Origin of the sequence: Pectobacterium sp. 1950-15, from assembly GCF_037136835.1 — a bacterium.
Taxonomy (GTDB): domain Bacteria; phylum Pseudomonadota; class Gammaproteobacteria; order Enterobacterales; family Enterobacteriaceae; genus Pectobacterium.
On record NZ_JBBBQR010000005.1, the window covers coordinates 1 to 25128 of the forward strand.

At 53.8% G+C, this 25128-nt stretch carries 22 protein-coding genes and 1 tRNA gene; 15 read left to right on the plus strand and 8 right to left on the minus strand.

What is annotated here, in order from left to right; translation table 11 throughout:
- Nucleotides 1–43 precede the first annotated feature (43 nt).
- Nucleotides 44–1042: a 6-phosphogluconolactonase gene (pgl, locus tag WCT94_RS07340; RefSeq protein WP_336868866.1), complete on the minus strand. Its 999-nt coding sequence runs from the start codon at nucleotides 1040–1042 to the stop codon at nucleotides 44–46.
- Between the two features lie 246 nt (nucleotides 1043–1288).
- Here pgl and WCT94_RS07345 point away from each other — a divergent pair, with 246 nt between their 5' ends.
- Nucleotides 1289–1651 (plus strand): DUF4186 domain-containing protein, encoded by a 363-nt coding sequence (locus WCT94_RS07345; RefSeq protein ID WP_336868867.1) that lies wholly within the window; start codon nucleotides 1289–1291, stop codon nucleotides 1649–1651.
- 102 nt (nucleotides 1652–1753) lie between these two features.
- On the opposite strand, the gene WCT94_RS07350 is transcribed toward WCT94_RS07345, so the two are convergent.
- Nucleotides 1754–1841: transfer RNA gene (locus tag WCT94_RS07350), tRNA-Ser, on the minus strand.
- A 273-nt stretch (nucleotides 1842–2114) separates the two neighbouring features.
- Here WCT94_RS07350 and WCT94_RS07355 point away from each other — a divergent pair.
- The gene (locus WCT94_RS07355) at nucleotides 2115–2936 is read left to right on the plus strand and encodes a pyridoxal phosphatase (protein WP_336868869.1); all 822 of its coding nucleotides are present in this window, start codon (nucleotides 2115–2117) and stop codon (nucleotides 2934–2936) included.
- A gap of 71 nt (nucleotides 2937–3007) precedes the next feature.
- On the opposite strand, the gene glk is transcribed toward WCT94_RS07355, so the two are convergent.
- Complete coding sequence (gene glk, locus WCT94_RS07360; RefSeq protein ID WP_336868871.1) at nucleotides 3008–3973, minus strand: glucokinase; 966 nt, start codon at nucleotides 3971–3973, stop codon at nucleotides 3008–3010.
- A gap of 187 nt (nucleotides 3974–4160) precedes the next feature.
- On the opposite strand from glk, the gene WCT94_RS07365 reads away from it, so the two are divergent.
- From WCT94_RS07365 to WCT94_RS07380, 4 genes are all read left to right on the plus strand, one after another.
- Entirely contained in the window at nucleotides 4161–5405 is a 1245-nt protein-coding gene (locus WCT94_RS07365; protein WP_336868872.1) for an MFS transporter, read from the plus strand.
- Between the two features lie 138 nt (nucleotides 5406–5543).
- Nucleotides 5544–6614 carry a sugar phosphate isomerase/epimerase family protein gene (locus WCT94_RS07370; protein WP_336868873.1) on the plus strand — a complete coding sequence of 357 codons (1071 nt, stop codon included), beginning with the start codon at nucleotides 5544–5546 and terminating at the stop codon, nucleotides 6612–6614.
- Nucleotides 6611–7762 carry a Gfo/Idh/MocA family protein gene (locus WCT94_RS07375; RefSeq protein WP_336868874.1) on the plus strand — a complete coding sequence of 384 codons (1152 nt, stop codon included), beginning with the start codon at nucleotides 6611–6613 and terminating at the stop codon, nucleotides 7760–7762. Before WCT94_RS07370 ends, WCT94_RS07375 begins: the two co-directional genes overlap by 4 nt.
- Nucleotides 7763–7886: 124 nt before the next feature.
- The gene (locus tag WCT94_RS07380; protein WP_336868876.1) at nucleotides 7887–8867 is read left to right on the plus strand and encodes a LacI family DNA-binding transcriptional regulator; all 981 of its coding nucleotides are present in this window, start codon (nucleotides 7887–7889) and stop codon (nucleotides 8865–8867) included.
- A 76-nt stretch (nucleotides 8868–8943) separates the two neighbouring features.
- Here WCT94_RS07380 and WCT94_RS07385 read toward each other — a convergent pair whose 3' ends face one another.
- The 5 genes from WCT94_RS07385 to WCT94_RS07405 all read right to left on the minus strand — a co-directional run bounded on the left by WCT94_RS07385 (nucleotide 8944) and on the right by WCT94_RS07405 (nucleotide 12985).
- On the minus strand, nucleotides 8944–9807 hold the full coding sequence (locus WCT94_RS07385; RefSeq protein ID WP_336868878.1) for a sugar phosphate isomerase/epimerase family protein: 864 nt from the start codon (nucleotides 9805–9807) through the stop codon (nucleotides 8944–8946).
- A gap of 235 nt (nucleotides 9808–10042) precedes the next feature.
- Nucleotides 10043–11101, minus strand: a complete 1059-nt coding sequence (gene modC / locus WCT94_RS07390) for a molybdenum ABC transporter ATP-binding protein ModC (protein WP_336868879.1) — start codon at nucleotides 11099–11101, stop codon at nucleotides 10043–10045.
- Nucleotides 11101–11790, minus strand: a complete 690-nt coding sequence (gene modB / locus WCT94_RS07395) for a molybdate ABC transporter permease subunit (RefSeq protein WP_015839546.1) — start codon at nucleotides 11788–11790, stop codon at nucleotides 11101–11103. Before modB ends, modC begins: the two co-directional genes overlap by 1 nt.
- The gene (gene modA / locus WCT94_RS07400; protein WP_336868881.1) at nucleotides 11790–12560 is read right to left on the minus strand and encodes a molybdate ABC transporter substrate-binding protein; all 771 of its coding nucleotides are present in this window, start codon (nucleotides 12558–12560) and stop codon (nucleotides 11790–11792) included. Before modA ends, modB begins: the two co-directional genes overlap by 1 nt.
- Before the next feature lie 269 nt (nucleotides 12561–12829).
- Complete coding sequence (locus WCT94_RS07405; protein WP_039275566.1) at nucleotides 12830–12985, minus strand: AcrZ family multidrug efflux pump-associated protein; 156 nt, start codon at nucleotides 12983–12985, stop codon at nucleotides 12830–12832.
- Nucleotides 12986–13305: 320 nt separating this feature from the next.
- Between WCT94_RS07405 and modE the strand changes: the two genes are divergently transcribed.
- The 9 genes from modE (at nucleotide 13306) to WCT94_RS07450 (ending at nucleotide 24997) form a co-directional block, all read left to right on the plus strand.
- Nucleotides 13306–14097 (plus strand): molybdenum-dependent transcriptional regulator, encoded by a 792-nt coding sequence (gene modE / locus WCT94_RS07410; RefSeq protein ID WP_336868883.1) that lies wholly within the window; start codon nucleotides 13306–13308, stop codon nucleotides 14095–14097.
- Between the two features lie 49 nt (nucleotides 14098–14146).
- On the plus strand, nucleotides 14147–15622 hold the full coding sequence (gene modF, locus WCT94_RS07415) for a molybdate ABC transporter ATP-binding protein ModF (protein WP_336868884.1): 1476 nt from the start codon (nucleotides 14147–14149) through the stop codon (nucleotides 15620–15622).
- A gap of 198 nt (nucleotides 15623–15820) precedes the next feature.
- Complete coding sequence (galE, locus tag WCT94_RS07420; RefSeq protein WP_336868885.1) at nucleotides 15821–16840, plus strand: UDP-glucose 4-epimerase GalE; 1020 nt, start codon at nucleotides 15821–15823, stop codon at nucleotides 16838–16840.
- Between the two features lie 186 nt (nucleotides 16841–17026).
- Entirely contained in the window at nucleotides 17027–18073 is a 1047-nt protein-coding gene (galM, locus tag WCT94_RS07425; RefSeq protein WP_336868886.1) for a galactose-1-epimerase, read from the plus strand.
- A 150-nt stretch (nucleotides 18074–18223) separates the two neighbouring features.
- On the plus strand, nucleotides 18224–18676 hold the full coding sequence (locus WCT94_RS07430) for a hypothetical protein (RefSeq protein WP_336868887.1): 453 nt from the start codon (nucleotides 18224–18226) through the stop codon (nucleotides 18674–18676).
- A gap of 74 nt (nucleotides 18677–18750) precedes the next feature.
- Entirely contained in the window at nucleotides 18751–19101 is a 351-nt protein-coding gene (locus WCT94_RS07435; RefSeq protein ID WP_336868888.1) for a copper-binding protein, read from the plus strand.
- Between the two features lie 12 nt (nucleotides 19102–19113).
- Entirely contained in the window at nucleotides 19114–20373 is a 1260-nt protein-coding gene (locus tag WCT94_RS07440; protein ID WP_336868889.1) for a TolC family protein, read from the plus strand.
- A complete protein-coding gene (locus WCT94_RS07445; RefSeq protein WP_336868890.1) occupies nucleotides 20370–21863 on the plus strand; it encodes an efflux RND transporter periplasmic adaptor subunit in 1494 nt (497 codons plus the stop codon). Before WCT94_RS07440 ends, WCT94_RS07445 begins: the two co-directional genes overlap by 4 nt.
- The gene (locus WCT94_RS07450) at nucleotides 21860–24997 is read left to right on the plus strand and encodes an efflux RND transporter permease subunit (RefSeq protein ID WP_336868891.1); all 3138 of its coding nucleotides are present in this window, start codon (nucleotides 21860–21862) and stop codon (nucleotides 24995–24997) included. The genes WCT94_RS07445 and WCT94_RS07450 overlap by 4 nt, the downstream gene beginning before the upstream one ends.
- The last annotated feature ends 131 nt before the right edge of the window (nucleotides 24998–25128 follow it).

Consider the following 25128-nt stretch of genomic DNA (forward strand, 5'->3'; position numbering starts at 1 on the left):
CGGATCAATGCAGGGCTTAACCTCAATGTTGTGACTGGCTTGTTTAGTCCAGCGCCAACACCGACACCCACATTGGCCCCTGACCAACGGCGTAACGCGCCAGCGGTTGCAGATTGCCCGTATTCTGATCGATGTGATACACCTCGATGTGCTGAGATTTTTGGCCTGCTGAAATCAGGAACTCACCGGTGTTGTCGATATTGAAACCGCGCGGCTGCGTTTCGGTCGGCTGATGACCGGTCAGCGTTAACGTGCGGCCGTCTTCAGACACCTGGAAAACGCTCAGCAGGCTGGCAGTACGATCGCTGATATACAGGAAACGACCATTCGGCGTAATGTGAATATCTGCCGCCCAGCGCGTGTCGCTGAAACCTGCTGGCATGGCATCCAGCGTTTGTACTTTCTGCAATTCGCCGCTGGCTGCATCCAACTGATATACGTCTACCGAACTGTCCAGTTCATTCACACAATAGGCAAAACGCTGATTGGGGTGGAAAGCCATATGGCGTGGGCCAGCCCCCGCTACCGTCGTCATTTCGGCCTGACGATGCACACTCAATTCGCCCGTCTCATCCAGATCGTACAGGCGGATGCGGTCTTCTTTCAGGCAAGGAGCCCACACAACAGTATTCGTTGGATCAATATTGGTAGAGTGGCACCCTTCGAGTCCGTCCAGTTGTTGGATCGGCTCGCCGACAACGCCATCAGCACCAATCGGGCTAACGCTAACGCAAGCACCGCTGTAAGACGCGCTGAACAGGAAACGTCCGTCATTATCGGTAGACAGGTGCGTCGGGCTACCCGGTAAAGACGCCACACCCGCTTGCGCTAATTTACCCTGCTCATCAATACGATAGCTCAGAACCCTGAAATCAGGACGTACGCCGACATACAGATGACGCTTATTCGGTGCAATCACCATCGGCTGAACTTGCCCTGGAACCTCAACGGTCTGCAATAATGTCAGATTTCCCTGAGCACCGAGCTGCCAAACGTGGATCTGTTGGCTTTCCGGGCTGGCGACATAAACAACTTGCTGCATCGTATTCTCCTTATTTCACGCGAATGTGACGGCTCAGGAAGGCTCAAAAGCGGTTCATTGAAAGGATAACGAACTTGCTCAACCTGACGCACGGTATACCATAAATGACCAATCACTCTATTCTACAGAGACAGCGCAAGGCTACTATTGATTTAAGCAATGGCTGATTTAAGTCATGACTGATTGATACGGCAGCGTCCGCATGTCCCTATTTTTGCATCGTTCATGTTTTACGGACTTTAGGTTATGACCACGTTTGATTCGCTGTTTTCCCGGCTGTCGCGTTCCGCTTTCCGCCAGCGTTTTACGTTGGGTGCCAAAGAGCGTGACTATTGCTACAGCAAAGGTAAGGAAACGATCGCCACCCACGCCGCCGATTTTATCGCGCGTAGGCTGGCACCGGCGGATCCGGCCAATGATGGCAAGCAGACACCGATGCGCGGCCATCCCGTGTTTATTGCACAGCATGCCACCGCAACCTGCTGTCGGGGATGTCTGGAAAAATGGCATCACATCGCCCAACACCAGCCGCTGAGTGACGAAGAGCAGCGCTATGTCGTTGAAGTCATTCTGTACTGGCTGGAAAACGATTTGATCAGCAGACGCTAAAGATGCAGCGATGACAAATAAAGCAAAAATTATGACGGCGAATCGTCAGAGATAATCAAGAAGAGAGAGAATGAATGAAATAAGAAAGGTCAAGATTGAAAGTGGCGGAGGAGTAGAGATTCGAACTCTAGAACACTTTCGCGTCGCCGGTTTTCAAGACCGGTGCCTTCAACCACTCGGCCACTCCTCCGCAATGACGCGCACTATAAACAGTACATCGCACATTGTAAAGCCGCGTTTTGGTCAACTGCTTAAAAAATAGATGATAAACCGTTGAAAGCATAGAAAATCGACAACGGCATTGCCAAACTGTCTGTTTAGCTTACTTTTCCGCCGCCGCACGACACCTTTCGCCATCAAATGGACCTCAGGCACTTTTATCTCGTTGTTGTCTGTCTATTTTTCGCCGCGTCCTTTATCGTAAGGCTCATTCGATATCCACATTTTTATTTGCGAGACAACGATGACCTACCGAGTAATTGCACTTGATCTTGATGGTACGCTGCTGAATCAACAGAAAAAAATCCTGCCCGAATCGCTTAGCGCACTCGCGCTGGCCCGCCAGCAAGGTATCAAAGTGATGATCGTCACCGGGCGCCACCACTCTGCCATTCACCCTTTTTATCAGGGATTGCAGTTGGATACGCCCGCTATCTGCTGTAACGGCACCTATGTCTATGATTACCAGAAAGGCCAGGCATCGCACACCAATCCGCTCTCTGTTGAACAGGCAAAAAATGTCATCACGCTGCTAGAAGAATTTGATATTCACGGGCTGATGTATGCCGATGACGACATGTATTATCAGTACCCTACCGGACACGTAGTGCGCACGCTAGCGTGGGCGGCTAACCTGCCGGAGCAACAGCGTCCTCGCTTTGCACAGGTGGAAAATCTGGTGCGTCAAACGGAAGCATCGCACGCTATCTGGAAATTCGCGACCACGCACGCCGATGTCCCCACGCTGAACCATTTTGCCGCAGAAGTAGAAAAACAGCTCGGACTGGCCTGCGAGTGGTCGTGGCAAGATCAGGTTGATATTGCTCAAACAGGCAACAGCAAAGGCAAACTGCTTCAGCAATGGCTTGGCGAACAGGGCATCAGCATGAAAGACGTCGTGGCATTCGGCGACAACTTTAACGATATCAGCATGCTGGAAGGCGTAGGATTAGGTGTCGCCATGGGCAACAGCGCCGACGAAATCAAAGCGCGTGCCGATCTGGTGATTGGCAGCAATGAGGAACCCAGCATCGCCGATCTCATCCGCACCCGCATTCTGGCATAACCAACGATGATGCCATCAGGCGAGTGAGTCGCGCCTCACTTTGCCTGATGGCGTTTGACTATCAAGCTGACTTACAGCGCATTGCCCAGCACCTGTCTCAAGTAAGCGCCTGCCCCCATTAATCCCGGCTGTTCATGGGTAATCAGGTACACGGGAATATCCTGCATATAGCTTTTAAACCGCCCTTTGTCTTCAAAAGCTGCCCGAAAGCCGGAAGCTTTAAAAAACTCCAAAAAGCGCGGTACGATACCGCCCGCAATATACACACCACCAAATGTGCCTAAATTTAACGCCAGATTGCCACCGAAGCGTCCCATGATGACACAGAATAGCGACAGCGCGCGGCGACAATCCACATCCGAGTTGTTGACGGCCCGTTCGGTAATATCTTTCGGCTCCAGCGCCTCTGGCGTGCGGTCATCGGACAGCACCACGGCACGGTAAATATTCACCAGCCCCTGCCCAGAGAGTAAGCGCTCTGCGGAAACGTGCCCCAGCGACTGGCGCAATACCGCCAGAATGTTGTCTTCTTCGTCGCTATTAGACGCGAAATCCACGTGCCCGCCCTCACCCGGCAAACTAATCCATTGACCGGCAGCATGCACCAGATGAGCGACGCCTAACCCCGTACCTGCACCATATACGGCAACGGGCTTACCCGGCACAGGCTCCCCGCCACCGAACTGGAGCAGACTCTCACTCCCCATCACCGGCACCGCCATGGAAACGGCGGTAAAGTCGTTGATGACCTCAAAGTGGCGTAAGCCCAGGCTCGCTTTCATTTCAGCGATGGAAAATGCCCAGGTGTGGTTCGTCATCGCCACCCAGTCACCGGTAATCGGGCAGGCAATCGCGATACAGGCATCCTGCACCGTAACCTGTCGCGAATCGAGATAATCACGGACGGCCCCTTCCAGAGAAGGGAAATCCAGCCCGGAATAAGTCTCGATTTGCGACAGCTCGCCCGTCATGGCATCACACAGCGCCAAACGCGTATTGGTGCCACCGACATCGCCCACTAAAACAAAGTGCGTCATTCTTCTTTTCCCCTCAAGCAAAGCAGATACCCGATCATTGCGCGAAAACAGCCAGCTACGCTATGGCTATATAACTTTCTAGTGATAAGGATCTCATTTATGGCTAAAAGCTGCGGTTAAGTTAAAAGTAATCGATTACATTTAAAAAACACAGATTGTAATCGATTACTTTTAAGAGGGATACCACATGGTTTCTTCATCTGAAAACACAGCTACCAAATCGTTACAACCGGCCTTCGTAGTTCCCAGACTGTCACTCATGATGTTTTTAGAGTTCTTCATCTGGGGTTCATGGTCGGTTACGTTAGGCCTGGTTATGACACAGCATAATCTGGCTGCCATGATTGGCGACGCCTTCTCCGCCGCACCGATCGCCTCGATCCTGTCCCCGTTTGTACTGGGTATGGTGGTCGATCGCTTCTTCCCCTCGCAGAAAGTCATGGCGCTGCTGCATCTGGCAGGCGCTGTCATTCTGTTCTTTGTACCCAACGCGCTGATCAGCGAGAACGGCACACAGCTGCTGATCCTTCTGTTCGCCTACACGCTGTGCTTTATGCCTACGCTGGCATTAACCAACAACATTGCGTTCCATAACCTGAGCAACAGCGAGAAGAGCTTTCCTGTCGTACGGGTCTTCGGCACGATCGGCTGGATCGTCGCCGGTGTCTGTATCGGAATGGCGGGCATCTCCGCAAGCGTCACTATTTTCTACGTTGCTGCCGCATGTTCCGCCATTCTGGCGGCCTACAGCCTGACGCTACCGCATACCCCTGCCCCCGCAAAAGGCTTGCCGCTGGCGCTGCGCGATCTGTTCTGTGCCGATGCGTTTGCGCTGCTGAAGAAAAGCCATTTCCTGGTGTTTGCCATCTGCGCCATGCTGATCTCTATTCCGCTGGGCACCTACTACGCTTACACCGCATCCTTCCTGAGCGATGTCGGCATCAGCAACGTCAGCACCGCCATGTCATTCGGCCAGATGTCCGAAATCTTCTTCATGCTGATCATTCCGCTGCTGTTTAGAAGACTGGGCGTGAAATACATGCTGTTCATCGGCATGTTGGCGTGGTTCGTACGCTATGCGTTCTTCGCACTCGGCGTGAGCGAAGAAACCCGCTGGCTGCTCTATCTCGGCATCCTGCTGCACGGCGTGTGCTATGACTTCTTCTTCGTCATTGGCTTCATCTACACCGACCGCATCGCCGGAGAAAAAATCAAAGGTCAGGCACAAAGTCTGGTGGTTCTGTTCACCTACGGTATCGGCATGCTGCTCGGGTCACAGGTTTCCGGTGCAATTTATAACCGCCTCTTCGACAACGGTGCGCTAAATGAGCCCGCGATCTGGACGTCCTTCTGGTGGATCCCCGCCGTTGCCGCTGCCGCTATCGCCATCATTTTCCTCTTCTCGTTCAAATATAAAGAGGAGCGGGCCTAACCGTCTGATACAGATTATTTAAGGAGAAAACGGGATGAGGCCGCCTGGGGCACCTCATCCCAACGTATTTTTCGCTACGGCTATCGCAATCGTGCAACGGTACTCATAACCTCAACCCCGTTGCCAAAGGAGGTAATAATGAAAACGTTAAAAGGACCGGGTATTTTTCTCGCCCAGTATATTGGCGATCAGGCTCCCTTTAACACGCTGGAAAATCTGGCGCAATGGGCAGCCGGATTAGGCTTTAAAGCGCTGCAAATTCCCTGTAACCATCCACATATTTTCGATTTAGCAACGGCCGCCGATAGCCAAACTTACTGTGATGAGGTGAAAGGCCTGCTGGCACAGCACGGGCTGACCGTCAGCGAACTGTCGACCCATCTGGAAGGACAGCTCGTTGCCGTCCACCCCGCGTATGACGATGCCTTTGATGATTTCGCACCACCGGCTTACCGCCGCAATCCACAAGCTCGCCAGCAGTGGGCTATTGCGGCAATCAAGCAGGCAGCAAAAGCGTCTTCACGCTTAGGCCTAAGCGCCCATGCTACGTTTTCCGGTGCGCTGGCCTGGCCCTATTTTTACCCTTGGCCACCGCGTAAAGAAGCCCTGATTCAGGAGGCTTTTAAAGAACTCGGCCGCCTGTGGACGCCGATCCTCGACTGTTTTGACGAGCACGGTGTGGACGTGTGCTACGAGCTTCACCCCGGAGAGGATTTACACGACGGCGTGACCTTTGAACGCTTCCTTGATGTCGTCAATCATCATCCACGCGCCAACGTTCTTTACGATCCCAGCCATATGCATTTGCAGCAGATGGACTACCTCGGCTTTATCGATCGTTACCATGCGCGAATCAAAGCGTTCCATGTGAAAGATGCGGAATTTAACACGTCGAGCAAAAGCGGCGTCTACGGCGGCTATCAGTCATGGGCTGAACGCGCCGGGCGCTTCCGCTCTCCGGGAGATGGTCAGATCGATTTCGGCGGCATCTTCAGCAAGCTGGCCCAATACGACTACGACGGTTGGGCGGTACTGGAGTGGGAATGCTGCCTGAAAGACAGCAACTGCGGGGCGAAAGAAGGGGCGGCTTTTATCAATCGCCACATTATTCCCGTCGCAGGACGCGCTTTTGACGATTTCGCCGCCACCCGCGACGATCGCCCGTTGGTAAGAAAAATGTTGGGATTAAAAGAGGAGAACGCAGAATGATCCGCGTTGGCATTATTGGTTCCGGTTTTATTGGCCCGGCACATATAGAAGCGATTCGTCGCCTTGGTTTCGTTGAGGTGGTGGCGCTGGCAGAAAACTCGCTGGATATCGCTCAGCAGAAAGCCCTCCAGCTCAATATTCCTCATGCCTACGGCAGTGTCGCTGAGTTGTTAACTCATCCAGACCTCGACGCGATCCACAACTGCACACCAAACCATCTCCATGCCGCGATCAATAAACAGATTATTCAGGCCGGCAAGCATGTCTTTTCGGAAAAGCCGCTGTGTATGACCAGTGAAGAAGCGCGTGAACTGGTGGCGCTGGCGGAAGAAAAAGGCGTTGTTCACGGCGTCAGCTTTGTCTATCGCCAGTTTGGCATGGTGCAACAGGCTGCCAGCATGATTAAGCGTCAGGAGATCGGTCGCGTCTTTGCGGTACACGGCGGCTATCTGCAAGACTGGATGCTGCGCGATACCGACTATAACTGGCGCGTTGAACCGGAGTACGGCGGCATTTCCCGCGCGGTGGCCGACATCGGCTCGCACTGGTGCGATACGGTGCAGTTTATTTCTGGCCGGAAAATTGTCGAGGTTTTCGCGGATTTCGCTATCGTCCATCCGATCCGAAAATCCAACCGGAACGGCACTGCCACGTTTTCATCGTCCGATGCGCCACCCGAGTACGACGACAAGCCGGTCAAAACCGAAGATTACGCGACGGTTTTACTGCGTTTTGATGATGGCAGCCGCGGTTCCTTTACCGTTTCTCAGGTCAGCGCAGGTCGGAAAAACCGCCTGACGTTTGAAGTAAACGGCAGTGAACGATCGCTGGCCTGGGATCAGGAAACACCGCAGCAGCTGTGGATCGGTCATCGTGATAAGCCGAATCAACTATTGTCGGACGACCCTGGGTTACTGAACCCGGAAGCAGCCGCCGCCGTCCACTTCCCCGGTGGACATATCGAAGGCTGGCCGGATGCCTTTAAGAATATGATGGCGAATTTTTACGCCTATCTGCGCGACGGCAAACGTCCGGGCGTCGATCCGTTCAACTTTGCCACCTTCTATGACGGCGCGAACATCATGTTCATCATTGATGCCATCGTACAAAGCCATCAGCAGCAAACGTGGGTGAAGGTCGCTAATTAAGGCATCAGGCCGTTCATTCTCTTATGTTATTCATCCCGCAGGTGCGACGCCTGCGGGATGCAGCCAGAGATATTTATGGTAATCTGCTCAGCCAAGCATAAGTAGCGTGAGTGCCTTCTGAATTATGTCGATTCAAAAAATAGCACGGATAGCGGGTGTTTCGGTCGCCACCGTTTCACGGGTGTTGAATAACATCGATACCGTGAAGCCGCAAAACCGGGAACGTGTTCTCAATGCGATAAAAAGCAGCAACTATCAGCCGAACTTACTGGCCCGCCAGCTGCGTACCGCACGTAGCCATATGCTATTGGTCATGGTTTCCAACATTGCCAACCCCTTCTGCGCCGATGTGGTGAAAGGTATCGAGGCGGAAGCGGAAGAAAACGGCTACCGCATTCTTCTGTGTAATTCAGGCGCCGATATTGTTCGCGCCCACTCCAGCCTGCAATTACTGTCCGGTAAAATGGTCGATGGCGTAATCACCATGGACGCGATTTCAACGCTTTCCGCGCTTCAGGACATGATTGGCACCGCCCCTTGGGTACAGTGCGCCGAGCATGACGATACATCCGCTATTTCATCCGTTGGGATTGATAACGCGGAGGCATCCCGCTTTGTGATTAATCACTTTATTGGCAAAGGCCGTCGCCGTATCGCCATGATTAACCACGATATGAATTATCTCTACGCCCAGCAGCGAGAGAAAGGTTATCGCGATGCACTCGCGGAAAATGCGTTTGATTATGACAAAGTCGAATACGCCAGCACGTTAAGCTATCAGGGTGGAAAGGCGGCAATGGCGGCGCTGCTTAACGCGCCGGATCGGCCGGATGCCGTCTTTGTGGTGTCCGATACTTTGGCAGCAGGCGCACTGTCGGCAATCTGCGAGGCGGGGCTGAGCGCGCCGCAAGACATTGCGGTGATCGGTTTTGACGGCTCGGAGCTGGGTTACATCACCTCGCCCCAGCTCAGTACCATTCAGCAGCCGTCCGCACATATCGGCAGAGAAGCCGTGAAGCTGCTATTGCAACAGATTGACCAGCCTGACAGCAAAACAGAAAAACGCTTACTGGAATGGACGTTTGTCGAACGGGCATCCAGCTAGCCCACGCAACATTTACCTTTCGCTATCCCATTTCTGACCACCTGCGGTCCACTGACCGCAGGTGGATAGCGATTCCTTACTTACTCTTCACCTTACTCAGCTTTTCATACAGAGACTGGTAAGCAGCGGAAATAATGGCCTGCGGATCTTTCGGCAAGTCATGCTCAGCAACAAACCATTGCGTGCCCGCTCTGGACGCTGCCGGGATAATCTCTTCCCACGCCAGAATACCCTCGCCCGGTGGGGCAAAGTTCATTTCATCATCGCGGATACCGATGGAGGTATTGTCTTTCGCATGAATCGAGTAGATACGCCCTTTGTAGTGGCGCAGGAGACGCACCGGATCCTGCCCTCCCCGGGATACCCAGGCAACATCCATTTCCAGCATCAGATTCTCTGGCTCCGCGGCATCTAACATGATTTCCAGCGCCGTTTTACCGCGATACTTCTTCATCTCAAAATTATGGTTGTGATAAGCCAGTTGCATGCCCTGCTTCTTCAATTCACGCCCAAGATCGTTCATTTCCGCACCAAAGCGCTGCCATCCCTCTGCGCTATTCGGCCGGTCTTCAACATTGAGCCACGGCACGATAATCATGCGGTTGCCAATCGCTTTGTTAAAGGCGACAACCTCAGCCATATTGCTTTTCAGTTCGCCAAACTGGACATGTGCAGCAATGGCTTTCAACTGATATTTCCCCAGTAACCCCTTCATTTCTGAAGCGCTAATACCGTGCGTCCCCACCAGCTCAACGGCCTTAAACCCGGCATTGTGTGCCATGGAAAATTGCTCATCGAGCGTATTCAGGCTGCGCAGTGTATACATCTGCAACGCTATTTTCTGGTTTTCCGCCGGGCGCTCAGCAAGTGCCAAACCTGATGAAACCATTAATAACAGCGGTATAGCGAACGCTCGGCGCAATAACGTCATACAAGGCATGTCCTTCTCCTATTTTTATCCCGTAGCACAGGTGAAAATAAAAAGTAATCGATTACTTTTCATGATGAAAAAATAATAACGCGGAGATAATTTATCTGACTACCTTGTTCACACGGTAGAAAAAACGAATTGAAAATCACTCTCAATATTCATTTTGTTATCTTAGTCACAGAATAGCGCGAGGTTAACGCATCAAACCGAGCGATGTGGCACTGCCGCACCGCTCAGCCTGTATTTATGCCGTAATCGACACGCTCTTAACCTGCGCATAGAGCGTTTGCCCAGGATGGAGTGCGAGATCGTCCCGTGCCCACGGTGTGATACGGGACCACAGCGTCTGCTGACCGACCGCGAGTTTTACTTCAACCTGTCCGTCGACATCAAGGTATTCCACCACGCTGGCACACAGCACATTACGGATACTGCTTTTTTCCGGCGGCTGTAGTACCAGAGAGACATCAGCAGCATTCACACGAATGCGCAATGCAGCATCCTGCGGCAGTTCAACTTTACCGACCCATACCTTCTGGTCGCCTAATGCCAGCGCCGTCATCGCGTAATGTTCATGTTGAGCCAACACGCGCGCACTCAGAATACTGCTCTGCTCTTCTTTCGGTAACCAGGGGCGCAGTGCGCTGCTGGCCCACACCTCTTCCAGAACCCCTTGTGCTTTCACTTTGCCTTTATCGAGCACCACGACACGATCGGCTAGTCGGACAATCTCTTCCAGACTGTGGCTGACATACAGAATCGGAATATTGACCTCTTTCGCCAGACGCTCCAGATACGGCAACAGCTCACGCTTTCTGGGCAAATCCAACGACGCCAGCGGTTCATCCATGAGCAGCAGTTCCGGCGCAGTCAGCAATGCCCGACCAATCGCGACACGCTGTTTTTCTCCACCAGACAGCGTCCGTGGATAGCGATTCAGCAACGGTTCGATACCCAGTAAATTGACGATGTCATCGAACTGCGATTCCATGGTCTCAGCCATACCGTAGCGCAAATTGCCACGTACGCGATAATGCGGAAACAGGCGGGCGTCCTGAAATACATAGCCGATTCGACGCTTTTCCGGTGGAATAAAAATACGCTGCTGCGTATCCACCAAGACATGATTATTGAGCACAATTCGCCCGCTATCTGGGCGAGTCAGGCCAACAACGGCATTGATCAGCGACGTTTTCCCCGCCCCGGACACACCGAAAATCGCGGTAATCCCGTTCGCGGGCAGTTCAGACTGAACGCGGAGTTCGAGGCTGCCCAGCTGTTGATGAAAATCGAGTTGCAGCATTATCCCCCCAACCGCTTGCGGCTCCAGTTTGTTAACCATTCCGATGCCAACAGCGCTGCCAGCGACAAGACAATGGCAATGATACACAGTCTTGCTGCATCAGCCTCCGCGCCGGGCGTTTCAATCAGGGTATACATCGCCAGTGGAATGGTTCGGGTTTCGCCGGGAATATTAGAAACAAACGTAATTGTCGCGCCAAATTCACCAAGCGAACGGGCGAACGCCAATACGGTTCCCACAACAATGCCGGGAAAAGAGAGAGGTAATGTGATGGTGAAAAACACACGCCAGGGTGTGGCACCCAGTGTTCGTGCGGCCTGTTCCAGATGCTTATCGACAGCATCCAGTGACAGCCGAATCGCTCGAACCATCAGCGGGAACGCGACAATCGCCGACGCTAATGCGGCTCCGCGCCAGCTAAAACTAAAGCTGAAGCCGAACCAGTCATAGAGCCAGGAACCGATTACGCCGCGTCTTCCCATCGCCACCAGCAGCAGATAACCAATGACCACTGGCGGCAACACCAGTGGTAAATGGATAATGCTATCTAACAGCGATTTACCGGGGAATCGACAGCGCACCAAAATCCACGCCATCAGTATCCCAAACGGCAAGCTGCATGCCACCGCCACAACGGAAACTTTGAGGCTCAGCTCAACCGCCTGCCATTCGTAATCACTCAGCATCATTAACGTGGCGCGAAGCCATAGCGTTTAAATACGGCTGCCGCTTCCGGCGTTTTCAGGTAGTCATAAAAACCGGTAACCGCTGGGTTTTTATGTTCTTTTACTATCGCCATCGGATATTCAACAGGCTTATGGCTCGTTGCCGGGAATGTACCGACAACTTTAACTTTGTCGCTGGCAACCGCGTCAGAACCGTAAACAATGCCCAGAGGCGCTTCTTCACGTTCCACCAGCGCCATGGCTGCACGCACGTTGTTCGCCCGCGCCATCAGCGGGGAGAGTTCATCCCAGGCTTTCAGATTCTGTAACGCTTCTTTGGCATAGATGCCGGCAGGCACATGATCCGGGTCGCCAACAGCCAGACGTCCGCCTTTCAGCAGACTTTTCCAGTCAGTTTTATCGTCAATGTTGAGATCTTTCTGCGCACTCGCCTTCGGCGCAATCACCACCAGCTCATTGCCCAGCAGCGTGTGACGCGTGGCGGTATCCATCAGGTTTTTGTCCTGCGCGTAGTCCATCCACTGTTGGTCAGCGGAGATGAACAGATCGGCGGGCGCACCTTGCTCAATCTGACGTGCCAGTGTTGAAGAGGATGCGTAAGACGCCACGACGGCAACGTTTTTCTCTTTCTGATATTGCGTGGCAATGTCCTGCAACGCATTCGTCAATGATGCGGCGGCGAACACGGTAACTTTATCTTCTGCTGCCGCAGGCAGCGCCATTCCTGCACTGAGGGTCAGTGCGGCAAACCATTTTAACCATTGCTGCTTCATTCTTGTCTCCTGACAATTATCGTTGTGTAAATAATGATATAACGAATTATGAAGCAGTGTCATGCGCTTTAAAGAGGTAGATTACCCGTCATACTTCAAGTTGCATGTACGTTGGCTGCGTTCACTCACCCGAATCACTTACCTGAGTAAGCTCATCGGGACTCCTTCTCTTGCCGCCTTCCTGAAACTCGAATTATTTAGGGTATATAGGGAGTAGAAAAGAAATGTCCGGCAAGAAGCCGGACATCAAAATAGAAAAGGATCGTGAATCAGTGCTGATTCTTTGCGCGCTGACCGTCGGAATGGCCGATACGGGACAACACGTTAAACACTTCGCCCAGGCAATAAATCGCGCCCATGATAATCACCATCATCACAGGAACCATGGCAACTGCAAACAGCAGGCTCTTCAATAACTCCAACATGCTTACCTCACTTATTGCAACGGTTACCGCTACTTTAGCCCGTCTATCCCCGTCATACTTCAAGCTGCTTGTGCGTTGGCGCCCTTACTCACCCCAGTCACTTACTGGTGTAAGCTCCTGGGGATTCGCGCGATTGCCGCCTTCACGCAACCCGAATTATCTAGGGTAAAATGCGCTATTTCACTGTAAGCCGAGATCGTCGTAATTGCCACGTAGTCTACCGCAGTAATAGAAAATAGTGCGTCTATTTGTGCGATTTGCCCCTGATGAAGAAAATAGCGACAATACAGAGAATTAAACTCACCAACGGTGCCCTCACTATGCAGGCTGAAATTCTTCTCACCCTGAAACTCCAACAGCGTTTATTCGCCGATCCGCGGCGCATTGAATTGCTCAAGCAAATTCGTCATACCGGTTCAATCAGTCAGGGCGCCAAGCTGGCAGGGATTAGCTATAAAAGCGCATGGGATGCCATCAATGAGATGAATCAATTGGCCGAACAGACCATCGTCGAACGTATGACCGGTGGCAAAGGCGGTGGCGGGGCTCAGCTCACCCGCTACGGCGAACGTCTTCTCCAGCTGTACGATTTGCTCGCGCAGATTCAGCAAAAAGCCTTTGATGTCTTGCAGGAAGACGGGTTGCCGCTGGATAGCTTACTGGCAGCCATCGCGCGTTTCTCGCTGCAAACCAGCGCGCGTAACCAGTTTTTTGGAACCGTGCTCGCACGCGGTGAAGAACAGGTGCAACAACACCTGGATCTTTTACTCGCCGATGGTAAAACAACGATCAGCGCCCTGATTACGCAACAAAGCGCCGAGCGCCTGCAATTACAGAAAGGGAAAGAGGTGCTGGCACTGATTAAAGCACCGTGGATCGATGTGTACGCTGCCACGTCCGCTGCCCCCGCCGTTGATAACGTCTTATCAGGGCGAATTCAGACCATTCAGCACGGTGTGGAAAACAGTGAAGTTCTGATTACGCTGACAGGGGGAGAAACGCTGTGCGCTATGGTGCCGAACGCCCTGCTTGAGCAGCAAAAGCTGCAACAGGGAACGGACGTAAAGGCCTGTTTCAAGGCCGACAGGGTCATCATCGCCACGCTTTGTTAACATTTACCTTGCTTAACATTGCTTATCGCCGTCTGACGAAGGATAGAAAATGTCATTGTTAAAAATCACTCAGGGGCTGTTTCGTCTCAGCGACACCCGCATGCTGCGTCTGGACGAACTGACGCTCGACGAAAACCAGTGTTGGGCCTTTGTCGGGGCCAACGGGAGTGGTAAATCGGCGCTGGCGCGGGCGCTATCCGGCGAGCTGCCGCTATTGCGTGGTGAACGAACAACGGGATTCCAACGCCCCGTTCGTCTGTCGTTTGAACAATTACAAAAACTGGTTTCCGACGAATGGCAACGCAATAACACCGATCTACTGAGTGAAGGTGAAGATGACACCGGCCGCACCACGGCAGAAGTGATTCAGGACAGCTTCAATAACCCCGCACGTTGCCAACAGCTGGCACAGCAGTTTGGTATTGCACATTTGCTGGAGCGCCGTTTCAAGTACCTCTCTACGGGGGAAACCCGTAAGGCGATGCTGTGTCAGGCGCTGATGCCCCAGCCCGACTTGCTGATTCTGGATGAGCCTTTTGATGGGCTGGACGTTGCCTCGCGTCAGCAGCTTGCCGATGAGCTGCGGAAACTAGCCGGTACGGGTTATACGCTGGTGCTTATCCTCAATCGCTTTGACGACATCCCTGACTTTATCAACCATGTTGGTGTACTGGCAGACTGTACGCTGACCCGCCTCGGCGAGCGTGAAACAATCCTCTCAGAAGCGCTGGTGGCTCAGCTCGCGTTTAGTGAAAAACTGTCGGGAAGTTCGCTGCCAGAACCGGAAGATCCGCAGCGATACATGACACTTCCCGCTGACGAGGCCCGCATTCGGCTGCGTAACGGCGTAGTGCAGTATAACGATCGCCCTATTCTGCATGAGCTGACATGGGAAGTGCTACCTGGACAACATTGGCAGATTGTCGGCCCTAATGGTGCAGGAAAATCGACGCTGCTGAGTCTGATTACTGGCGATCATCCGCAAGGCTACAGTAACGATCTCACGCTGTTTGGCCGCAAACGCGGCAGTGGGGAAACCATCTGGGATATCAAGCGCCACATCGGCTACGTGAGCAGCAGTTTCCATCTGGATTACCGCGTCAGCACCAGCGTGCGCAACGTTATCCTGTCAGGCTTTTTTGACTCTATCGGCATTTATCAGGCCGTTTCCGACCGTCAGCGCCACCTGACCGAACAGTGGCTCGCCTTGCTTGGGCTTAATGGCGCGATCGCCGATACGCCATTTCAGTCGCTCTCCTGGGGTCAGCAGCGTCTGACGCTGATTGCTCGCGCGTTAGTCAAACACCCCGCCCTGCTCATTCTTGACGAACCCCTACAGGGGCTCGATCCGCTCAATCGCCAACTGGTGCGCCGCTGGTTGGATATCCTGATTGGCGAGGGCGAAACGCAGCTCCTCTTTGTCTCTCACCATGCTGAAGATGCGCCAGAGTGCATCACGCACCGGCTCACTTTTGTCCCGCACAACGACATCTATCGCTACCAAATTGATGAACTATGTAAATAACGCCTAAAAACAGGGATGATAACGCTACCACAAAATAAAATGTAGGGAAGCAAGCCAGGCTCATTTACACTGTAGCCTACGCTTTACTACGCTTATTTGTGGAAAAACTATCGATAACAAAGGCAGATTCTCGCTGCAGATCACCTTTTTCAGCGTCTAGCCATGTTATTTTGCAGCATTGCGATAATAGGGGTCATTATGAACGTTCTCGTCACAGGTGGTAGCGGTTACATAGGAAGTCATACTTGCGTACAATTGTTGGCTGCCGGGCACACTCCCGTCATTCTTGATAACTTGTGCAACAGCAAGGCCAGCGTCGTTAAAACCATTACACGTTTAACCGATAAAACGCCTATTTTTTATCAGGGAGATATCCGCGACAGCGCACTGCTGGACGACATTTTCGCTAAGCATTCAATTGATTCCGTCATTCACTTTGCCGGCTTGAAAGCCGTGGGGGAATCGGTGCGTGAACCGCTGAGTTATTATGATAATAACGTCTACGGTACGCTTGTGCTGGTTGAGGCTATGAAGAAAGCAGGCGTGAAAAACCTGATTTTTAGTTCCTCCGCCACCGTCTATGGCGATCAGCCGCGCACGCCCTATCAGGAAAGTTTCCCGACGGGGCACCCTGCCAGTCCCTATGGCCGTAGCAAGCTGATGGTCGAGCAAATCCTGCAAGACTTACAGCATGCAGAGCCGGAATGGAGTATTACGCTGTTGCGTTATTTCAACCCGGTTGGCGCACATCCATCGGGTGAGATGGGCGAAGATCCACAGGGTGTGCCCAATAACCTGATGCCTTACATCGCTCAGGTTGCCGTCGGGCGTCGCGACTCTCTGGCGATCTTCGGTAATGACTACCCTACCGTTGACGGCACTGGCGTACGCGATTACATCCATGTCGTCGATTTGGCTGACGGTCATATCGCCGCCATGAACACGCTGCAAAATCGTGCTGGCGTGCACATTTACAATCTGGGAGCCGGTGTAGGCTACAGTGTATTGCAGGTCGTTGAAGCCTTTAGTCAGGCTTGCGGTAAACCACTGCCTTACCATTTTGCCCCGCGTCGTCAGGGCGATCTGCCAGCTTATTGGGCAGATGCCGAACGAGCAGCAAACGATCTTAACTGGAAAGTCACACGCTCATTGCAAGAAATGGCGCAGGACACCTGGCGCTGGCAATCCAACCACCCCAACGGTTACGAAGAAGCCTAACGGCGTTTTTTTACGTCAGATGACACATTAGGGGAAGATAAGCAGAGCTGATTCAGACCGTCGACGAACCCATCTACGGAACGAGAATGGCGAACTTTGTCAGCAAACTCATTTCTGCTGAATTCCCCAGCATTGCACGCATCGATCAACGCTCTCTATCTTGTCGGGCCTCTACAGGAGCAAGTCATGTTGAATGAAAGTCTTACTATGCTGGCACCCGATGGCCAGCCGTTTCAATTAACAACCTTGCAGAATCAGGCAGGCATGCGCGTGTGCCTGATGGACTGGGGTGCAACCTGGCTTTCCTGTGAGATCCCGTTACCGGAGGGTGAGGTGCGAGAGGTGCTATTGGGCTGTGCATCACCCGAGCAGTATCCACAACAAAGCGCTTACCTCGGCGCATCGATTGGCCGCTATGCCAACCGCATAGCCAAAGCCACATTCAGTCGAGAGACCGAAACCTTTCATCTGGTTCCGAACCAGAATGAGCATCAGTTGCACGGTGGCCCGGAAGGCTTCCATGCTCGCCGCTGGCGAACCGTCAGTCAGGATGCAACGCAGGTCACTTACCAACTGCACTCACCGGATGGCGATCAGGGATATCCAGGGCACCTCAACGCACAGGTGACCTACGCGCTGACCGAACATAATTCGCTGGAAATCTCGTATCAGGCGACCGTGGAGAAAGCCTGCCCTGTCTGCCTGACTAACCACGCCTATTTCAACCTTGACGGCGATCTGACTGACGTACGTAAACACCAATTGCAGCTGTTTGCCGACTATTATTTACCGGTCAATAGTTCGGGGATTCCCAACGTCGACCTGACATCGGTAAATGCTACCGGAATGGATTTCCGCCAGCCAAAAACGCTCGAAGAGGATTTCCTGCGCGACAGCGATCAAATGGCCGTCGGCGGTTACGATCACGCCTACTTACTGCATCGCACCTGTGGTTCCAGCGAAAGTCCGGCTGCCAATTTGTGGTCATCCGATGGCCGCGTGCTGATGAGCGTCTTCACCAGTGCCCCTGCGTTACAGCTCTACAGCGGCAACTTTCTGGCCGGAACGCCTTCGCGAGACGGTGGTCAGTATGAAAACTATGCCGGCGTCGCGCTGGAAAGCGAATTCCTGCCAGACAGCCCGAATCATCCTGACTGGCCGCAGCCCGACTGCTGGCTGAAACCGGGGAAAGTCTACCGCTCGGATACCACGTACCAGTTTCTCGTACAGTAACCGAACAGCAAAAGATAATTAACTCATTGATAACATTGGCAGATGATATCTGCCAATTTACAAAACGGCTTTACAAAACTATGCCATTCCTCGCTTGCCCCCTTCCCACTCAGACGCTTACACTCCCGGAATACCCAAAAAGGAAATGCCATGTCCGCATCATCACGGTCTCCATTATTCATTCATCATCTGCGCCATAAAGGCAGATGGGGATGGCTATTGGCGCTGTGCTGGCTTTTCCTGAATGCACAACTGGCTATCGCGGGTCACCAATGTGATATGACCCTCAGCCAGACATCCCCCACTATCCAGCATCAGGCACATCTGCAACAGGCTGATGTTCAGTCTCTATCATCTCACGCTCAGCATACGGCTAAAGCGTCTTACGCTGCCGACCAGCAAACGCCGCTGTGCGAAAAACACTGCGTACCGGATAGCGTTAAGCAGGATAACGGCTCGCTGGCATTATTAGCGCTGCCGGTCAGTGGTGAACTGGTTTTAGCGGATAACCCTGTCACCCTTAATCAGGCGTGCGATGCCTGGCTCTCACCTCCTGCGGCAGGCCCTCCGGCTGAGATCCGCTTCTGTCGATTCAGAGAATAACCCAAGCGATTGATAACCCCTGCGCCAGTAGGCGCAATGCCTTGTTTATCAATTATTTTATTGGGATTATTTTTATGCGTATCACTTATCTGGCTCTGATTAGCGGCCTGCTTTTTTCTGTCTCTTCCGTTACCTTTCCCGCGTGGGCAAACGACCACCAGCATCATGCGATGATGCATAGCACTCCTGCTGCCACTACAGCGGTTTATCAGAGCACCGGGATTGTTAAGCAGTGGAACGCCGACAGCGTAACGCTCTCTCATGCCCCGATTGCCGACCTAAAATGGCCTGCCATGACGATGGCCTTCACGCTGCCATCCAGTGGAGACATCAGGCCGTTACCCGTCAACACACCCGTTACGTTCAGCTTTTTCCAGAATGACAGCGGCTACACCCTGACCGCGATTACGCCACAGCAGCCTTAACCGGAGCACATCATGAATTTATCCAAACACGACGCCGTGCGCGCGTGTCTGGCGATGTTGTTGTGGCTGCCTGCTGCCGTCTTTGCGGCAGATCTGAGTCTTGAACAGGCATTACAGGCGGCGGAACGCTACTCCGCCGATCTGTCCGCCAATCAACACCAGATTAACGCACTACAGAACATGGCCGACTCCGCCACGCAACTCCCCGATCCAAAGTTGAAATTTGGTGTCGAAAATTTGCCATTAGGTGGCAACAACGGTAGCCGCCTCACGCGGGAAGGAATGACGATGCAGCGCATCGGCGTCATGCAAACCTACGTCAGCAGCCGTAAGCGCGATAGTAAGGCGCAGGCTATCCGGGTCGAAGCCGACGCGCTGCAAAGCAATAGCGAAAGTATCCGTGCTCGTCTGCAACGGGAAACGGCACAGGCATGGCTGGATCTGGCACTCTCGCAAAAAGCGTTGGCCGAAGTCACTGCGCTGGTCAATGAAAGCCAGCGACAGGTCGCCTCACAGAAAGCAAGCGTGGCGGCGGGCAGCGAAGCCAGTAGCGTACTGGATGCCCGTCTGACGCTGGCAGCCATGCAGGACAAACTGGCCGACGCCGAGCGGGATACGCGTATCGCGCATGCACGTTTGGTGCAGCTTACCGGCATGACGGATATCAATGTGCACGGCGAACTGCCCCGCTTTGAACGCCTGCCAGCGTCACCAGCAGTCCTCAGCAGTGCCATTCACCAGCACCCAGAAATGCAGCAGGCACAGCGTGAAGCCGAGCTGGCTCAGGCTCGCTCGGCACAGTCAGCCGTCGCTGCCATCCCCAATGTCGATGTTGAAGTCTATTACGCGAAACGCGGAGACAATTACGACGACATGGCGGGCATGATGGTGACGGTCGATCTGCCGCTGTTCACATCCAAACGTCAGGATAAGGACTACGCCGCGGACGTCTCTCGCAGCATGGAAGCGCGCGACAAAGTCTTGCTCACCGAACGAGAACATCAGGCGCAACTCGATACGCTAATAGCTCAATATCACGCCGCACAGTCACGCTGGCAGCGTCAGAACGGCGAGATTCTTCCGTTGCAACAGCAGCGTATCAAACTGATTCAGGCTCAGTATCAATCCGGCAGCAGTAATCTCTCTGCCGTGCTGGATGCCCGCCGGGCACTGCTCGAAAGCCGGATCGCGGTTCAGGATACCGCCCGAGAGATGGCTCAATATTGGGCCGCCATCCGCTATCTGACGCCACAAGGAAGCCCTGCGCAATGAACAAAACCGTAACGAAAAAATCACTGACGTTTAGCCTGATAACGCTGGCTATCCTCAGTGCGGGTGGCGTGGGCTACCTGGTAGGCAAACAGCACGCGCCACTTGCTCCCTCTGTCGCAAAGCCGGAACGTACCGTCCTCTATTGGTACGACCCGATGGTGCCGGATAAACGTTTCGACAAGCCGGGAAAATCGCCCTTTATGGATATGGAACTGGTGCCCCGCCATGCCGATGAAGCACAGGATGACGGCGGTATCACCGTCAGCGCCCGCCAGCAGCAAAATCTTGGCGTTCGCACAGCGCGTGCGGAAATACGCGAACTTGCCAACCACAGTACGGGTTACGGCACCGTCGCGATCAACGAGCGTGGATTGCACACGCTGGTCGCGCCCAGCGGCGGCATTGTCGAAAAACTCACAGTCAATGCACTGCAACAGCAGGTGAAGAAAGGCGAGACGCTCGCCACGTTGTGGAACCCGACCTGGGCGGCGGCGCAGCGTGAATATCTGGCGGTACGACAGTTGGGCGACGACGTTCTGACTCAATCAGCCCGCCAGCGGCTAGCACTGCTGTTCATGTCGGAAACGGTTATTCGTCAGGTCGAGCGTAGCGGCAAGCCGCAGGATCGAATCGCCATTACCGCGCCGGAAGACGGCTACGTGAATAAGCTTGAGGTGCGGCAAGGCATGCAGTTAAGCCCTGCCCAGCCGTTATTTGAACTTGCCAGCCTGAATCCGGTTTGGGTCGATGTCGATTACCCCGAAGCTCAGGCGGCTCAGCTCACTCTCGGCAACGATATTAGCGCCGCCAGCAGTGCCTGGCCGGGTAAAACCTTCCACGGCAAGATCAGCGAACTGTTGCCCGTGCTGGATAGCACCACGCGCACGCTAAAAGCGCGCGTCGTGCTCGACAATCCGCAGCAGCAGCTTAAACCCGGCATGTATCTCACCGTACAACTTTCTCACGCTCAGGCACAGCCGCGTCTGGCGATCCCACAGGAAGCACTATTGGTCAGCGGCAGCCAAAATCGGGTCTTGCTGAGCGATGGCAATGGCCATTTCACTCCGCGTAACGTCACTGCGGGCGCGTCGCTAGGCGATTGGGTCGAAATCATCGATGGCTTGAAGGTTGACGACAGCGTGGTCACCTCCGGTCAGTTCCTGATTGATTCCGAAGCCAGCCTGCGCAACGCCCTGCCGCAATTTGCTACTGACACATCGGCAGCACCCGCTGCTCCCGTCGGCTATCAAACTCAGGGTGTGATCAAAGCGATAAATGGCAATCAGGCCACCATTGAACATGAAGCCGTTCCGGCGCTCAACTGGTCGCCGATGACGATGGATTTCACGCTGCCATCGTCAGGGCTGCCTCAAGGGGTGGGAATCGGCAGCACCGTCAGTTTCCAGTTCAACATGGACGACAGTGGGATACACGTCCTGCATTTTTTACCCGCTGACGATCCGCATGCCGGACACGGAGGCCATCTATGATTGCCTATGTGATTCGCTGGTCGCTCAACAATCGCCTGCTGATTTTACTGGCGGCGCTGTTCATGGCGGCGTGGGGGCTGATCTCTCTGCAAAAAACGCCGCTGGATGCCCTGCCCGATCTGTCTGACGTACAGGTCATCATTCGCGTCAGCTATCCGGGCAAGGCGCCGCAGGTGGTGGAAAATCAGGTGACCTATCCGCTGACCACCACCATGCTTTCCGTACCGGGTGCCAAGACAGTACGGGGCTTTTCCATGTTTGGTGATGCTTACGTCTATGTGCTGTTTGAAGACGGAACCGATCCCTACTGGGCACGTTCCCGCGTGCTGGAGTACCTCAGTCAGGTGCAATCCAGCCTGCCTGCTGAGGCCAAAACCGCGCTTGGCCCGGACGCCACCGGTGTTGGCTGGATCTACGAGTACGCGCTGGTGGATCGTAGCGGTAAATACAGTCTGGCCGACCTGCGCGGCTTTCAGGACTGGCTGCTGAAATATGAACTGAAAACGGTGCCTGATGTGGCAGAAGTCGCCAGCGTGGGCGGCATGGTCAAGCAATATCAGATCGTCGTCGATCCAGAACGTATGCGGACGCAGGGCATCACCCACCAGCAGATCGTCAGTGCCGTTCAGGCGGCGAATCAGGAAAATGGCGGTTCGGTGCTGGAACTGGGCGAAGCGGAGTACATGGTGCGTACCACCGGCTACCTGAAGACCGCGCAAGACTTTAACCATGTAATGATCACCACCCGTAACGGCATCCCTGTGCTGTTGCAGGATGTCGCTACGCTCAGAGAAGGGCCGGAGATGCGGCGCGGCATTGCCGAATTGAATGGTGAAGGCGAAGTGGCAGGCGGCATTATCGTTCTGCGCTATGGCAAAAATGCGCTGAATACGCTGCATGCCGTCAAGGCTCGGTTACAGGAGATACAAAAAAGCCTGCCAGTCGGCGTTGAGATCGTCCCAACTTACGATCGCTCTCAGCTTATTGAGCATGCTATCGACACGCTCAGCTTCAAACTGCTGGAAGAGTTTATCGTTGTCGCCGTCATCTGCGCACTGTTTCTGTTCCACTTCCGCTCGGCGCTGGTGGCAATCATCAGTCTACCGCTGGGGATTTTGGGCGCGTTTATCATCATGCGCTATCAGGGCGTGAACGCGAATATTATGTCGCTGGGTGGTATCGCGATTGCCATCGGCGCCATGGTGGATGCCGCGATTGTGATGATAGAAAACATGCATAAAGTCATTGAGCAGTGGCGGCATGAAAACCCCGGCAAACAGCCACAGAATAACGAATGGTGGCAGTTAGCGGAGCGGGCTGCGGTGGAAGTGGGGCCTGCGCTGTTTTGCAGCCTGCTGATCATTACGCTGTCGTTTGTGCCCGTGTTCTCACTGGAAGCGCAGGAAGGCCGCATGTTTTCACCGCTGGCCTTTACCAAAACCTATGCCATGGCCGTCGCCGCCGGATTAGGCATTACGCTGGTTCCGGTATTAATGGGGTATTTCGTGCGCGGTAAGATACCGGACGAACAGGCAAACCCGATTAACCGTTGGCTGATTGCACTCTATCATCCGGTGCTACAAAAAGTGCTGAGCTACCCGAAGATCACGTTGCTGGTTTCCGGCCTGCTGTTGCTGCTGACGCTCTTTCCTCTAAGCCGCCTGGGCAGCGAATTTATGCCACCGCTGGATGAAGGCGATCTGCTGTATATGCCTTCGACCCTGCCCGGCATCTCCGCGCGTGAGGCGGGTCGCCTGCTACAACAAACGGATCGGCTGATTAAAACCGTGCCCGAAGTTGAATCGGTTTTTGGTAAGGCCGGTCGTGCCGAAACAGCAACCGACCCCGCCCCGCTCACCATGCTGGAAAGTACGATTCGGCTGAAACCACGCGACCAATGGCGCGAGGGCATGACCATGGACAAACTGGTGGCCGAGTTGGATCGCACCGTCAGCCTGCCGGGTATCGCCAACGTGTGGGTGCCACCGATTCGCAACCGGCTGGACATGTTGGCTACCGGTATCAAAAGCCCGGTGGGCATCAAGGTCAACGGCAATAATCTGGCAGACATCGAACGCACCGCCGAGCAAATCGAACAGGTGGTCAAACAGGTTCCTGGCGTGACCTCTGCGCTGGCGGAACGGTTAGCGGGCGGGCGCTATATCGATATTGATATCGACCGGCAACGCGCCGCACGCTACGGCGTATCCGTCGAAGAGCTTCAGTCGGTGGTCGCGACGCTCATCGGCGGGCAGAACATCGGTGAAACCATTGAAGGCCGCCAGCGTTACCCCATCAATATCCGTTACCCGCGTGAATTACGTGATTCGCTACAAAAATTGCGCGACCTGCCCATCGTGACGGCAAACGGCAGCAGAGTGGCGCTGGCAGAACTGGCTGATATTCGCGTCAGCGAAGGGCCACCGATGCTGAAAAGCGAGAACAGTCGTCTGTCGGACTGGATTTATGTCGACCTGCGCGGCCGTGATCTGAAATCCGCCGTTGAAGACATGCAACAGGCCGTTGCCCAGCAGGTCACGCTGCCGGAAGGGGTTTCGCTGAGCTGGTCCGGTCAATTTGAGTATCTGGAACGCGCCACGGAAAAAATGAAAGTCGTCGTGCCTTTTACGTTGCTGATCATTTTTGTGCTGTTGTACGTGACCTTCAACCGCATCAAGGACGCCTTGCTGATTATGGCAACGCTGCCGTTCGCGCTGATTGGCGGCGTCTGGCTGCTCTATATCCTTGGCTATAATCTTTCTGTAGCCGGTGCTGTGGGCTTTATTGCACTGGCGGGTGTCTCGGCGGAGTTTGGCGTCATTATGCTGCTGTACCTCAATCATGCGGTGGAGAAACACCGTGTGGCCGGTCAGGCGCTGTCGCGCCAGCAGTTAATGGATGCCATCCACGAAGGGGCGGTTCTGCGCGTACGGCCAAAAATGATGACCGTAGCGACGATTATGGCTGGGTTACTCCCCATTATGTGGGGTGGAGGCAGCGGGTCTGAAATCATGCAGCGGATCGCTGCACCGATGATCGGCGGGATGGTGAGCGCCCCCCTGCTGTCTATGCTAGTGATCCCTGCGGTTTATCTGCTATTGCACAAGGGGGAATCCGGTTTGCTGAAACGGTAAAGCCAGAGCGTGATTTTACGCAAATAACCTGCGGATAAATCACGCTTGCCATCGACTATCGATTGCCGATAACCGTTCTCCGCCCCTATAATGAAATCAGTTATCACAGAAATCTTAGGATAGGAAGGAGT

Excerpts from the sequence above, each read along its gene's own strand:
- modE (WP_336868883.1), top strand. The coding sequence starts at position 13,306 with ATGCAGGCTGAAATTCTTCTCACCCTGAAACTCCAACAGCGTTTATTC.
- modB (WP_015839546.1), bottom strand. The coding sequence starts at position 11,790 with ATGATGCTGAGTGATTACGAATGGCAGGCGGTTGAGCTGAGCCTCAAA.
- modF (WP_336868884.1), top strand. The coding sequence starts at position 14,147 with ATGTCATTGTTAAAAATCACTCAGGGGCTGTTTCGTCTCAGCGACACC.
- galM (WP_336868886.1), top strand. The coding sequence starts at position 17,027 with ATGTTGAATGAAAGTCTTACTATGCTGGCACCCGATGGCCAGCCGTTT.
- WCT94_RS07345 (WP_336868867.1), top strand. The coding sequence starts at position 1,289 with ATGACCACGTTTGATTCGCTGTTTTCCCGGCTGTCGCGTTCCGCTTTC.
- glk (WP_336868871.1), bottom strand. The coding sequence starts at position 3,973 with ATGACGCACTTTGTTTTAGTGGGCGATGTCGGTGGCACCAATACGCGT.
- WCT94_RS07370 (WP_336868873.1), top strand. The coding sequence starts at position 5,544 with ATGAAAACGTTAAAAGGACCGGGTATTTTTCTCGCCCAGTATATTGGC.
- WCT94_RS07405 (WP_039275566.1), bottom strand. The coding sequence starts at position 12,985 with ATGTTGGAGTTATTGAAGAGCCTGCTGTTTGCAGTTGCCATGGTTCCT.
- WCT94_RS07365 (WP_336868872.1), top strand. The coding sequence starts at position 4,161 with ATGGTTTCTTCATCTGAAAACACAGCTACCAAATCGTTACAACCGGCC.
- WCT94_RS07380 (WP_336868876.1), top strand. The coding sequence starts at position 7,887 with ATGTCGATTCAAAAAATAGCACGGATAGCGGGTGTTTCGGTCGCCACC.
- WCT94_RS07375 (WP_336868874.1), top strand. The coding sequence starts at position 6,611 with ATGATCCGCGTTGGCATTATTGGTTCCGGTTTTATTGGCCCGGCACAT.
- galE (WP_336868885.1), top strand. The coding sequence starts at position 15,821 with ATGAACGTTCTCGTCACAGGTGGTAGCGGTTACATAGGAAGTCATACT.
- modC (WP_336868879.1), bottom strand. The coding sequence starts at position 11,101 with ATGCTGCAACTCGATTTTCATCAACAGCTGGGCAGCCTCGAACTCCGC.
- WCT94_RS07450 (WP_336868891.1), top strand. The coding sequence starts at position 21,860 with ATGATTGCCTATGTGATTCGCTGGTCGCTCAACAATCGCCTGCTGATT.
- WCT94_RS07435 (WP_336868888.1), top strand. The coding sequence starts at position 18,751 with ATGCGTATCACTTATCTGGCTCTGATTAGCGGCCTGCTTTTTTCTGTC.
- modA (WP_336868881.1), bottom strand. The coding sequence starts at position 12,560 with ATGAAGCAGCAATGGTTAAAATGGTTTGCCGCACTGACCCTCAGTGCA.
- WCT94_RS07385 (WP_336868878.1), bottom strand. The coding sequence starts at position 9,807 with ATGCCTTGTATGACGTTATTGCGCCGAGCGTTCGCTATACCGCTGTTA.
- pgl (WP_336868866.1), bottom strand. The coding sequence starts at position 1,042 with ATGCAGCAAGTTGTTTATGTCGCCAGCCCGGAAAGCCAACAGATCCAC.
- WCT94_RS07440 (WP_336868889.1), top strand. The coding sequence starts at position 19,114 with ATGAATTTATCCAAACACGACGCCGTGCGCGCGTGTCTGGCGATGTTG.
- WCT94_RS07430 (WP_336868887.1), top strand. The coding sequence starts at position 18,224 with ATGTCCGCATCATCACGGTCTCCATTATTCATTCATCATCTGCGCCAT.
- WCT94_RS07445 (WP_336868890.1), top strand. The coding sequence starts at position 20,370 with ATGAACAAAACCGTAACGAAAAAATCACTGACGTTTAGCCTGATAACG.
- WCT94_RS07355 (WP_336868869.1), top strand. The coding sequence starts at position 2,115 with ATGACCTACCGAGTAATTGCACTTGATCTTGATGGTACGCTGCTGAAT.